Source organism: Sanguibacter hominis ATCC BAA-789 (assembly GCF_012396185.1).
GTDB classification, from domain to species: Bacteria; Actinomycetota; Actinomycetes; order Actinomycetales; family Cellulomonadaceae; genus Flavimobilis; species Flavimobilis hominis.
Map to the genome: position 1 here is coordinate 393,496 of NZ_JAAXOW010000002.1, position 12,173 is coordinate 405,668.

The window sequence follows — 12,173 nt, forward strand, 5'->3', positions numbered from 1 at the left end:
GACGGGACGCCGCACGCGGCGTCCCGTCCGCGTACCAAGGAGAGAACGTGACCGCGCTCACGGACGAGCCCGCAGCCGCCGCTGCGGCCAAACCCACCTCAGCAGCACCGGGCGGAGGGCTGGGACGCTACATCCTGGTCCGCTTCCTGCTGATCTTCCCGACCGTGCTCATCCTCGTCAGTCTCGTGTTCTTCCTGATGCGGGTCGTCGGGGACCCCATCACGGCGTCCGTCGGCGGGCGCCTCACCGAGGCGCAGCTTGCCGAGCGGCTCGCCGCCGCTGGCTACGACCGTCCCGTGCTCGTGCAGTACGTCGAGTACCTCAAGGAGATCTTCACGGGGGACTTCGGTCGCACCGTCACGGACAACCGGGAGATCAGCGAGATCCTGCTGACGTACGGCGCCGCGACGTTCGAGCTCGTGACGTTCGCGCTCGTGATCGCGCTCGTCATCGGCATCCCGCTCGGCCGGATCGCTGCCTACCGCCGCGACCGATGGTCGGACGCGACCCTGCGGGTGCTGGCGATCCTCGCGTATGCGACCCCCGTCTTCTTCGCGGGCATCCTGCTCAAGCTCGTGTTCTCGGTCCAGCTCGGGTGGCTCCCGCTCGGCCGCCGGTCGACGCCGCAGACCCAGCTGATCCTCGACCGCATCGACGGGTCGACCGGCATCAACATCATCGACGCCCTGCGCACCGGCCGGTGGGACCTCATCTCCGACGTCCTCTCGCACGCCGTCCTGCCCGCCGTCGCGCTCGGCCTCCTCACCGCGGGCGTGTTCCTGCGGCTCGTCCGCACGAACCTCATCGGGACGCTCTCGATGGACTACGTCGACGCGGCACGCTCGCGCGGCGTGTCCGAGGGCCGGCTCCTGCGCAAGCACGCGTACAAGCCCGCCCTCATCCCGATCATCACAGTGATGGGCATGCAGATCGCCCTCATGCTCGGTGGCGCGATCCTCACGGAGACCACGTTCGAGTGGCGTGGCCTGGGCTTCCAGCTCGCGCAGTACCTGGCCGCACGCGACTACGTCGCGGTCCAGGGGATCGTCGCGCTGCTCGCGGTGATCGTCGCGGTGACCAACTTCGTCGTCGACGTCGTCGCCGCGCTCATCGACCCGAGAGTGAGGTACTGACATGGCTACGCAGCCTGTGGGCGTGACCCACGAGCCCCGCTGGCGGCGGCTGCCGATCGTCTGGCACCTGTTCCACAGCACCGGACTGCAGCGCGGGATGCTCGTCGCAGGGCTCCTGATCTCTGCGGTCTTCGTGATCGTGGCCCTGTTCGCGCCGCAGATCGCCCCGTACGGCTTCAGCCAGCTCTCGGACGCCGACGGGTCGTTCCCACGTCAGGCCGCGCCGTCGGACGAGTTCGTCTGGGGCACGACCGTCGGCGGGTACGACGTCTTCTCGCGCGTCGTCTGGGGCACCCAGACCGCGCTCCTGACCGTCGTCCTCGCGGTGATCGCGTCGATCTTCCTCGGCGTCGCGCTCGGCCTCGTGTCCGGATACCTCGGCGGCTGGCTCGACAGGGTCCTCGTCATGGTCGCCGACGCCGTCTACGCGTTCCCGTCCCTGCTCCTGGCGATCGTCGTGTCGATCATCATCTCCGGCGGGCAGTCGAGCTTCTGGGGCGGCATCATCGCTGCGGCGATCTCGATCACCGTCGTGTTCGTGCCGCAGTACTTCCGCGTGGTGCGCGCCGAGACGGTCCGCCTCAAGGCCGAGCCGTTCGTCGAGTCCGCGCGGGTCCTGGGCGCACCGACGTCGCGGATCCTCGGCAAGCACGTCCTGCGCAACGCGACGCGGTCGCTCCCGCTCATCGTCACGCTCAACGCGTCCGAGGCGATCCTCACCCTCGCAGGTCTCGGCTTCCTGGGCTTCGGCATCAACCCGACCAAGGCGGCCGAGTGGGGCTACGACCTCAACCGTGCGGTTGCCGACGTCGCGAGCGGCATCTGGTGGACGGGGGTGTTCCCCGGCGTCGCGATCGTCCTGCTGGTCATGGGCGTCACGCTCGTCGGTGAGAGCCTCAACGACCTCGCCGACCCCCGCCTGCGCATCCGCAGGGCACCGCGCCGCGCGGCCGCGGCGACCGAGACGAAGGGAGTCGAGTGATGGAGACCGTCGTCGACATCAAGGACCTGCGCGTCGACTTCACCACGGACGCGGGCGAGGTGCGCGCCGTCGACGGCGTGAGCTTCCAGGTGAACGCCGGCGAGGTGCTCGCGATCGTCGGTGAGTCCGGGTCCGGCAAGAGCGTCTCGGCGAAGACGATCCTGCGCCTCCTGCCCGAGAACACGACCGTGTCAGGGGCTGTCGTCCTCGCAGGCCAGGACGTCGTGACCCTGTCGCCAGCGCAGATGCGCGCCGCCCGTGGCCGCGACGTCGCCATGGTGTTCCAGGAGCCGTCGACCGCGCTGAACCCCGTCTTCACGGTCGGCTGGCAGATCGCCGAGGGGCTGCGCGCGCACGGCGAGGTCTCCAAGCAGGAGGCTCGCGCGCGAGCGATCGAGATCCTCGGCAAGGTCGGCATCCCCGACCCCGAGGAGCGGGTCGACCACTTCCCGCACCAGTTCTCGGGCGGGCAGAAGCAGCGCATCGTCATCGCGATGGCCCTCGCGCTCGAGCCCAAGGTGATCGTCGCGGACGAGCCCACGACCGCGCTCGACGTCACGGTCCAGGCGGAGATCCTCGACCTCCTGCGCCGCGTGCGTGACGAGTTCGGCCGGGCGATCGTCCTCATCACCCACAACATGGGGGTCGTCGCCGACCTCGCCGACCGCGTCGCGGTCATGAACCAGGGCAAGATCGTCGAGCAGTCGGACGTGCGGTCGATCTTCGCGAACCCGCAGCACGAGTACACGCGGTCGCTCCTCGCGGCCGTGCCTGTCCTCGGCACCCAGACCCGCGACCGCTCGACGCCGGTAGACCTCACTGCTGCGCCGGTTGTCCAGGCAAGAGGCCTCGAGATCGCGTACCCCGGGCGGCTCGGGCGCCCGGCGTTCCGCGCGGTCAAGGGCGTCGACTTCGAGATCCGGCCCGGCGAGGTGCTGGGCCTCGTCGGGGAGTCCGGCTCGGGCAAGACGACCATCGGCCGGGCGATCGCCGGACTGACGCACGCGTCGGGCGGCTCTCTCTCGGTCCTCGGGCACGAGATGGTGGGCTACAAGGAGCGCGAGTTCCGGCCGCTGCGACAGCGCATCGGCTTCGTGTTCCAGGACCCGGCGACGAGCTTCAACCCGAAGATGACGATCGCCGAGGGGCTCGCCGAGCCGCTCGTGATCCATGGCAGGGCCCGGGACTGGCGTGCCGCGCGTCCGCGGGTCGCGGAGCTGCTCGACGCCGTGCACCTGCCCCAGGAGTTCGCGAAGCGCTTCCCGCACGAGCTCTCTGGAGGCCAGCGCCAGCGCGCGAGCCTCGCACGTGCGCTCGCGCTCGACCCGGACCTGCTGATCGCGGACGAGCCGACGTCGGCGCTCGACGTGTCCGTGCAGGCGCGCGTGCTCGAGGTCTTCCTCGAGCTGCAGGAACGTCTCGGGTTCGCGACGCTCTTCATCAGCCACGACCTCGCCGTCGTCGGGATGGTCGCGGACCGGGTCGGCGTGCTCTACCGCGGCGAGCTCGTCGAGGAGGGACCGAGCGTCGACGTCCTCGCGTCGCCGCAGCACCCGTACACGCAGCGGCTGCTGACGTCCGTCCCGGTCCCGGACCCGGACGAGCAGGCGAAGCGGCGCATCGCCCTCGCGAGGCTCACGCGCTGACCTGTCGGGAGACGCGACGAGGGACGGCGCAGCGTTGCTGCACCGCCCCTCGCGTCGTTGACGGAGCGGGTGCTCTCAGACGAGCGGGAGCACCTGGTCGCGCACCTGCTTGCGCAGCACCTTGCCGAGCAGGGAACGTGGCGTGTCCTCGATCGCGACGACGCGGCGCGGCACCTTGTAGGCCGCGAGGTGGGCGCGGCAGTGCTGACGCAGCGCCTCTTCGTCGAGCGTGCTGCCCGGCTCCAGCTCGACCGCGGCGACGACCATCTCGCCGCCGCGCTCGAGCGGCTTGCCGATCACGGCGGCGTCGGAGACGTCGGGATGGAGCCGCAGGACGGCCTCGACCTCGCTCGGGGAGACGTTGAAGCCGCCCGTGATGATGAGCTCCTTGGCGCGGTCGACGATCGTCGTGAAGCCGTCGGCGTCGACCGTGACGATGTCGCCGGAGCGCAGCCAGCCGTCCTCGGTGAGCGTCTTCGCGGTCTCGTCAGGGTTGTTCCAGTAGCCCTGGAAGACCTGGGGGCCCTTGAGGAGGAGCTCACCGGGCTCGCCCTGCGGCACCTCGCGGGTCGGGTCGTCCTGATCGACGACCTTCATGAGGGTGGACGGGAACGGCACACCGATCGTGCCGGGGCGACGCGTGGGGTGGAACGGGTTGCCGAGGGCGACGGGGGAGGACTCCGTCATGCCGTAGCCCTCGACGAGCAGGCCGCCGGACATGGACTCCCACAGCTCGACGACGTGGTCGGGGAGGTTCATCGCGCCGGAGATGCAGTACTTGCAGGACTTGAGCGAGATCCCGCGCTCCTTCGCCGCGAGGGCGGTGCGCTCGTAGATCGGCGGGACGGCGCAGTAGACCGTCGCGGGCGACTTCTTCATCGCGTCGAGGATCATGTCCGGGTCGAACTTGGGGAACAGCACGAGGAGCGCCTGCTTGCGGACGCCGTACGTCAGGTAGAGCGTCATGCCGAAGGCGTGGAACATCGGCAGGATCGCGTAGAAGATCTCCTTGCGGTACTCGGCGCCGTGCATCCACGCCTCGCCCTGGAGGGCGTTGGAGTAGAGGTTGTAGTGGGTGAGCATCGCGCCCTTGGGCTGCCCGGTCGTGCCTGACGTGTACTGGATCGCCGCGAGGTCGTCGACGCCGGGGCGTGGGTGCGACGTCGCGATGCGGTCGTTCTGGAGGAGCCTGCTCCACGGGACGGTGCCCGGCGCTGGCGCGGTGAGCGAGGCGCGTGTCGCACGCAGCTTCTTGAGCGGCACGCGCAGCGCCGCGCGCTTGACCGCGGGGAACGCCTCGAGGAGGTTGACGGAGACGATGTGGTCCATCGTGATGTCGCTCGGGAACTCGCGGAGCGCCGCGACGGCCTTGTCCCAGGCGATCACGACGCGCGCCTGGTGGCTCTCGAACTGGTGACGCAGCTCGCGGGACGTGTAGAGCGGGTTGTGCTCGACGACGACAGCGCCGAGGCGCAGCACCGCGTAGAACGCGACGACGTGCTGGGGGCAGTTCGGGAGGATGAGCGCGACCCGGTCGCCCTTGCGCACGCCGAGCTTCCGCAGGCCTTCGGCGGCGCGGGCGACCTGGTCCCCGAGCTCTGCGTACGTCGTGCGCCGGCCGAAGAACTCGGTCGCGGGGTGCTTGCCGGCCTCGGCGACGGAGTGCTCGAACATCGAGACGAGCGACTCGGTCGGGAGCTGGATCTGCGCGGGCACGCCCGGCTGGTAGTTCTTCACCCAGGGCATCTCTTCGACGTTCGACATGGTGCCCATTGTCCACCCGCTGTGCTGGTCCGGGGAAAACGTGGTGCAGCGCCTCGCCTAGGCGGGGCGCAGCGGCGTCGGCCCCTCGACGTCGTCGAGGTGCGCGGCGAGCGCGGTGAGGAACTGCGCGACGTCGCCGCGCGACTCGGGCGGGACGGCTGCGGCGATCTGGGCCATGACGTCGTGCATGTTCGTCAGACGTGACCGCACCTCGCAGTGGGCGTGCTCGGTCGCGACGACGACGACCGCGCGGCGGTCGTGGGGGTGCGGCCGCCGTTCGAGGTGGCCGGAGGCGGTGAGCCGGTCGAGGAGCTTGGTGGTCGACGCCGTCGAGATCCCCAGGTTCGTCGCGAGCAGGTTGGCGGTCACGAGAACCCCGCGCCTCTCGGCCGAGATGACTTCCTGGAGCGCCTGCATGTCCGTGACGTTCATGCCCATGGCCGCCGAGGCGCGGCGCCGCATCTGCTGGTCGGCTCGCCGGAACCGGCGCACCGCCTCGAGCAGCTCGCGGATGCCGGCCTCGGCGAACCAGTAGGCAGACGTGGGCTCGTCGGTCACCGGGCGGCCTTCGCGAGCTTCGACGGCCACCAGATCGTGCGGCCGATGTCGTGCGCGAGCGCCGGCACGAGGATCGTGCGGACGACGATCGTGTCGAGCAGGACGCCGAACGCGACGATGAACGCGAGCTGCAGCAGGAACAGGATCGGGATGACCGCGAGCGCCGCGAAGGTCGCCGCGAGGACGAGGCCTGCGGACGTGATGACGCCGCCCGTGATCGCGAGGCCTCGGGTGATGCCGGCGTGCGTGCCGTGCTTGATGGTCTCCTCGCGGACGCGGGTCATGAGGAAGATGTTGTAGTCGATGCCGAGCGCGACGAGGAACACGAACGCGAACAGCGGGACGGCCGGGTCGGCGCCGGGCAGGCCGAGCACGTGGTTGAAGACGAGGGCGGAGATGCCGAGGGCGGACCCGAACGAGAGCACGACGGTCGCGATGAGCAGCACGGGCGCGAGGATCGAGCGCAGCAGCAGCATGAGGATCAGCAGGATCACCACGAGGATGACCGGGATGATCAGGTTGCGGTCGTGGACGGACGCGTCGTTGGAGTCGACGGAGGTGGCGGTGACGCCGCCGACGAGGACGTCGGGTCCCACGGCGTCGCGCAGCGCGCGGACCGTCTCGGCCGCGGCGTCGGAGTCGGACGCGTCGGTGAGGGTCGCCTGGAGCAGGACCTTGCCGTCGGAGACGGTCGGGGCCGGCGCGGGCGTGCCCGGCGGGCCGAACGCGGTGATCCCTTCCGCGGTGACGGGTGCGGACCCGCTCGGGGAGTCTGCAGCCGTGACGGCGACGGAGGCCACGCCGTCGGTCGCGAGGAGCGTGTCGGCGACCTGCTGCAGGTCCGCTTCGGGGGTCAGCACGTAGGCGGGGGTGCCGGAGCCGCCGGGGAAGTGCTCTCCGAGGGTCTTCTGACCGTCGCGGGCCTCGGACGAGCCGAGGACGAGGTCGCTCGACGGGACGCCGGACGCCTTGAGCTGGGGGAGCGCTGCGCACGCGAGGACGAGGACGAGGGTCGTGGCGACCCACAGCGTGCGGGGGCGGCGCGAGACGGCGCGGGGGATCGCGCGCCAGACGCCGCGGGTGGGCAGGTGGGCGTCCTCGTCGGCGCTCGCCCCCTCGGGGAGCAGCACCGGCCGGCGCGGCCAGAATGCGGCGCGGCCGATGAGCTGGAGCATCGCGGGCAGGAGCGTGAACGCTGCGAGCAGCGCGAACACGATGCCGATCGATGCGATCGGGCCGAGCGAGCGGTTGGACTGCAGGTCGGAGAGCAGCAGGCAGAGGAGGCCGGTGATGACGGTGCCACCCGAGGCGAGGATCGGCTCTGCCGAGCCCTTGACGGCGGCCCGCGTCGCGTCCCAGGTGCTCGAGAAGTTGCGCAGCTCCTCGCGGAACCGGGCGACGTAGAGCAGGCCGTAGTCGGTCGCGGCGCCGATGACGAGGATGAAGAGGATGCCCTGCGTCTGTCCGCTGAGCAGGACGATGCCTTCGCGGGCGAGGAACCAGACGGTCATGAGGGCCGCGCACAGGGCGAACAGGGAGGTGAAGAGGACGACGAACGGCAGGATCGGCGACCGGTAGACGACGATCAGGATGACCAGGACCGTGCCGAGCGCAGCGAGCAGCAGGATGCCGTCGATGCCGGCGAACGCCTCGGTGAGGTCGGCGGTGAACCCTGCCGGTCCGGTCACCTGGGCGGTGACGCCTTCGGGTGCCCCGTCGGCGAGCGCGGTGCGCAGCGTCTCGACGTTCTCGGCGATCTCACCCTCGGCGTCGAGCGGGACGAACACCTGGACGGCCTTGCCGTCCTCGGAGGGGATCGGCGGGCTCGGCTCGGTCGGGACCTCGGGCAGAGACGCGAGGGTCCCGACGAGGGTGCCGATCTCGCCGAGCTGCTGCTCGGTGAGCGGCTGCTCGGAGGCGAGCACGACGATCGCGGGGATCGCGTCGGTGCCCTGGAACTCCCCGAGCGCCTTCTGCACCTGTGTGGCGTCTGCGCTCGTGGGGAGGAACGCCGTCGCGTCGTTCGACGAGACCTCCTCGACCCGGCCGAAGAGCGGTCCGCCGACGGCGGCGAGGCCGAGCCAGACGAGCACCAGGACGGCGGGGAGGAAGGTGCGCAGCCAGCGCCGGTTGCCGCGGGAGGTGCGGCCGGCGTGGAGTGCGGGGGAGGACTTGGGCACGAGGCGCTCCGGGGTCGGGTACCAGATTGCTAGATAGGCTAGCAATATTAGCACCCGGTGCCAGAAACGCCAGGCACGCCCGTCCCGAGCAACGGGCCGGGCGCGCCTGGTTGTCAGGAAGCGGCGTCCGACGGCTCTGCCAGCAGGAACGCCGGGGCAGCGAAGCCGCGCGCCGCGAACACGGCAGCGACGTGCGCCGCGACGTCGACCGCAGACCCCGCCGGCACGAGCGCGATCACGGAACCTCCGAAGCCGCCGCCGACCATCCGCGCGCCGAACGCTCCCGCGTCGACGGCAGCCTCGACCGCGACGTCGAGCTCGGGGACCGTGACCTCGTAGTCGTCGCGCAGGGACTCGTGTCCCGCCACGAGGACGCGACCGACCGCAGGCAGGTCCCCGCCCGAGGACAGCAGGCCCACGACCTCGTCCACGCGGGCGATCTCCGTGACGACGTGCCGCACCCGGCGGCGCGCCGTATCGTCAGGCAGCTGCGCGAGCGCGTCCGGCAGGCTCGTGACCTCGGAGAGCGTCGCCACACCGAGCGTGCGTGCCGCGTCCTCGCACGCCGCGCGCCGGGCGGCGTACTGCCCGTCGACGAGCTGGTGCGGCGCCTTCGTGTCGATGACGAGCACCTCGCCGGCAGGCTCGTGCGCACCCGGCGCGAACGGCACCTGCCGCGCCGCCCACGTCGTGCAGTCGAGCAGGAGCGCGTGCCCCGCCGTGCTGCGGAGCGCCGCAGACTGGTCCATCCCGCCCGTGGGCGCTCCCGCGATCTCGTTCTCCGCACGCACGCACGCTGCGGTGAGCGCTGCACGCGCCGCGTCGTCGGACGCGTCACCGAGCGCGACGGCGAACGCCGCCTCGAGCGCCGCGGAGCTCGACAGGCCCGCACCGTACGGCACGCACGAGTCGACGACCGCGTCGAAGCCGGGCACGTCGTGCCCAGCCTCGCGCAGCGCCCACGCCACGCCGACGACGTACGCGCCCCACCCGGAGACCTCCCCGGACGTGCCTACCGGGCCGACCTCGGACAGTCGCGCCGTCCAGAGCCCGTCCTCCTGACCCGACGAGAGCTGGACGAGATCGTCCTCACGGCGGCGCAGGGCCACGTACGTCCGGTGGGGAAGTGCGAACGGCAGGCAGGAGCCCCCGTTGTAGTCGGTGTGCTCACCGATGAGGTTGATGCGTCCCGGCGCGGACCACACGCCGTCGGGCAGCTGACCCGCACCGAACGTGCGGGTGAAGAGCGACCGCACCCGCGACTCGCCCTCCTCACGGTCCCAGGCGCGGTTCCAGACGATCCCGGTCATCGGTCACCACCCGTCGTGCCGGCAGCGGTCGCGTCCGTCCACGTCGGCGAGGCGACCTCGCGGAAGCGGTCGGCGATCTTCTCGGGGACGGTGTCCGAGATCCACGCGCCCATGCCGGACTCCGAGCCCGCGAGGAACTTCAGGCGGCCCGGTCCGCGCTGGATCGAGACGAGCTCGAGGTGCAGCCGCAGGTCGTCGCGCCCTTCGGTGACGGGAGCCTGGTGCCAGCCGGCGATGTACGGCAGCTTCGCGGGGGTGCCGTCGGGTGCGGGGAAGAAGCGGTCGCACCGCGCGAGGATCTCCAGGTAGAGCGGCGCGAGGTCGTCCCGTTCCGCGTCGGTCAGCGAGGCGAGGTCGGGGATGGGGCGGCTCGTGTCCTTCGGCGCGACGTGCACCTCGACGGGCCAGCGCGCCGCTGCGGGGACGTAAGCGAGCCAGTGCTCGGTCTCGGCGACGACGCGCCGGCCTGAGCGCTTCTCGGCCTCCATGACGTCGGCGAGCAGGTTGCGGCCCGTCACGGCGCGGTGCTCGCGTGCACGCTCGACCATGGTCGCGGTGCGCGGGGTCAGGTAGGGGTAGGCGTAGATCTGGCCGTGCGGGTGGTGCAGCGTCACCCCGATCGCCTCGCCGCGGTTCTCGAAGCAGAAGACCTGCTCGACGCCCGGGAGCGACGAGAGCGTGGCCGTGCGGTCGGCCCACGCTTCGATGATCGTCCGCATGCGCCGCACCGTGACGTCCCGCAGGGACTGGGTCGGGTCGGGGGAGAAGCAGATGACCTCGCAGCGCCCTGCGGCCGGACGGACCTGCCAGATCTCCTCGCCGTCGACGTGCGTGACGTCGTCGGGCTGGTCGGGCACGCGGACGAGCGAGGGGAAGCGGTTCTCGAAGACGACGACGTCGTAGTCCGTGTCGGGGATCTCGCCGTCGGAGTAGGCCGCGCCAGGCTTTGCCGGGGCGAGCGGGTTGGCGTCGGCGGGCGGCAGGAACGTGCGGTTCTGGCGGTGCGTCGCCATGGGGATCCACTCGCCGGTAAGGGGGTCGCGGCGCATCTCGGGGCCGACCATGTCGGGGACGAACCGGGGCGTCAGGGGCCGCGGGTCGTCGAGGCGGCGGGTCGCGCCGCCTGACACGTACGGCTCCGAGTCGTCGTAGTAGATGAGCTCGCGGCCGTCGGCGAGGTGGGTCGACGTGCGTCGGACGGTGGTCATCGGTTCCTCCGGTGGACGGGGTGGGTCAGGTGGCGGGGGCGAGGATCACGCGGACGCCGGCGTCCGCGAGGAGTGTGCGTGCGTCGTCGGGCAGGCCTTCGTCGGTGACGAGGACGTCGATGTCGGCGAGCGTGAGGAAGCGCGCCATGCCGAGGGTGCCCCACTTGCTCGAGTCGGCGACGACGACGGTGCGGCGTGCGCTGCGGGCGAGGGCGCGGTTGGTCTCGGCCTCGAGCAGGTTGGGGGTGGTCAGTCCTGCGTCGGCGTCGATGCCGTGGGTGCCGAGGAAGAGCAGGTCGACGTGGAGGGTCTCGAGCGCTGCGACGGCGAGCGGCCCGACGAGCGCGTCGGACGGGGTGCGGCTGCCGCCCGTGAGCACGACGTCGCAGACGTCACCAGCAGCGTGCAGGGCGTCAGCGACGGGCAGGGAGTTGGTGACGACGGCGAGCGGTCGCAGGTCGGCGCGCTGCGCGAGGCGCGTGGCGATCGCCCACGTGGTGGTACCTGCGGACAGCGCGATCGAGGCGCCTGCGGGGACGAGGTCCATCGCGGCGTCGGCGATCGCGAGCTTCTGCGCGGTGGCGAGCGACTGCTTGGAGGCGAAGCCCGGCTCGTGTGCTGAGGGGCGTGCGTCGACGGCGCCTCCGTGGACCTTGCGGACGAGGCCGCGTGCGGCGAGGTCGGCGATGTCGCGGCGCACGGTCATGTCAGAGACACCGAGCTCCGTGCTCAGGTCCGCGACGCGGACCGCCCCGTTCGCGGCGATGCGGTCGAGGATGAGGGAGTGTCGCTGGTCGACGAGCATATGAACATGTTCGCACATGACCTATCAGAAACCAACACCCTGGGGTGTGCTTGGGGCGCGCATGACAAGACCGCCGCCGACCGCTGTGCGGTCGGCGGCGGTCTTGGGACGGATCAGCCTGCGACGGTGAGGCGAGCCGTGCGGCGCTGGGCGATGATCGCCTCGCGCTCCTCCTCGCTGAGGCCGCCCCACACGCCGTAGGGCTCACGGATCGCGAGCGCCTGCTCGCGGCACTGCATCATCACGGGGCACGAGTTGCAGACAGCCTTGGCTGCCTCGATGCGACGCCGTCGCGCCGCGCCGCGCTCACCCTCAGGGTGGAAGAACATCGAGTCGTCCAGGTCGCGGCACGCGCCCTCGAACTGCCATTCCCAGAGGTCCATCACAGGCCCCGGGAGGCGAGACAGCTCAGCCATGGTGAATCCCCTTCTCGTCACGGCCCCGATCCCCGAGGCCGACCCTGTTGCCGTTGCGAGCGACCCTCCAGGTCGAAGGTCCCTTGTGCTCGTGTCATGACAGTACAACCGCTTCAGAAGTTGTGCAAGCCTCCCGCCAAATCGTTTCAGCCCGCCGTCGAACTAGCGTTT

At 71.1% G+C, this 12,173-nt stretch carries 10 protein-coding genes; 3 read left to right on the plus strand and 7 right to left on the minus strand.

Annotation, left to right across the window (positions count from 1 at the left end):
• Window positions 1-47 precede the first annotated feature (47 nt).
• From HF995_RS08340 to HF995_RS08350, 3 genes are read left to right on the plus strand one after another with little or no spacing between them, the layout of a single operon-like run.
• Complete coding sequence (locus tag HF995_RS08340; RefSeq protein WP_350308794.1) at window positions 48-1,133, plus strand: ABC transporter permease; 1,086 nt, start codon at window positions 48-50, stop codon at window positions 1,131-1,133.
• Window position 1,134: 1 nt separating this feature from the next.
• Complete coding sequence (locus tag HF995_RS08345; RefSeq protein ID WP_168447330.1) at window positions 1,135-2,115, plus strand: ABC transporter permease; 981 nt, start codon at window positions 1,135-1,137, stop codon at window positions 2,113-2,115.
• Window positions 2,115-3,761: an ABC transporter ATP-binding protein gene (locus tag HF995_RS08350; RefSeq protein ID WP_168447331.1), complete on the plus strand. Its 1,647-nt coding sequence runs from the start codon at window positions 2,115-2,117 to the stop codon at window positions 3,759-3,761. The genes HF995_RS08345 and HF995_RS08350 overlap by 1 nt, the downstream gene beginning before the upstream one ends.
• Before the next feature lie 75 nt (window positions 3,762-3,836).
• Here HF995_RS08350 and HF995_RS08355 read toward each other — a convergent pair whose 3' ends face one another.
• The 7 genes from HF995_RS08355 to HF995_RS08385 form a co-directional block, all read right to left on the minus strand.
• Window positions 3,837-5,525 carry a long-chain-fatty-acid--CoA ligase gene (locus HF995_RS08355; RefSeq protein WP_168447332.1) on the minus strand — a complete coding sequence of 563 codons (1,689 nt, stop codon included), beginning with the start codon at window positions 5,523-5,525 and terminating at the stop codon, window positions 3,837-3,839.
• Between the two features lie 57 nt (window positions 5,526-5,582).
• Window positions 5,583-6,083, minus strand: a complete 501-nt coding sequence (locus tag HF995_RS08360; RefSeq protein ID WP_350308795.1) for a MarR family winged helix-turn-helix transcriptional regulator — start codon at window positions 6,081-6,083, stop codon at window positions 5,583-5,585.
• Entirely contained in the window at window positions 6,080-8,263 is a 2,184-nt protein-coding gene (locus tag HF995_RS08365; protein ID WP_168447333.1) for an MMPL family transporter, read from the minus strand. Before HF995_RS08365 ends, HF995_RS08360 begins: the two co-directional genes overlap by 4 nt.
• A 113-nt stretch (window positions 8,264-8,376) precedes the next feature.
• The gene (gene galK / locus HF995_RS08370; RefSeq protein ID WP_168447334.1) at window positions 8,377-9,573 is read right to left on the minus strand and encodes a galactokinase; all 1,197 of its coding nucleotides are present in this window, start codon (window positions 9,571-9,573) and stop codon (window positions 8,377-8,379) included.
• Window positions 9,570-10,781, minus strand: coding sequence for a galactose-1-phosphate uridylyltransferase (gene galT, locus HF995_RS08375; protein WP_168447335.1), 1,212 nt, complete (start codon window positions 10,779-10,781; stop codon window positions 9,570-9,572). The genes galK and galT overlap by 4 nt, the downstream gene beginning before the upstream one ends.
• A 25-nt stretch (window positions 10,782-10,806) precedes the next feature.
• Complete coding sequence (locus HF995_RS08380) at window positions 10,807-11,586, minus strand: DeoR/GlpR family DNA-binding transcription regulator (protein WP_210727271.1); 780 nt, start codon at window positions 11,584-11,586, stop codon at window positions 10,807-10,809.
• A 113-nt stretch (window positions 11,587-11,699) separates the two neighbouring features.
• Window positions 11,700-12,002 (minus strand): WhiB family transcriptional regulator, encoded by a 303-nt coding sequence (locus tag HF995_RS08385; protein WP_168447337.1) that lies wholly within the window; start codon window positions 12,000-12,002, stop codon window positions 11,700-11,702.
• Between the last annotated feature and the right edge of the window lie 171 nt (window positions 12,003-12,173).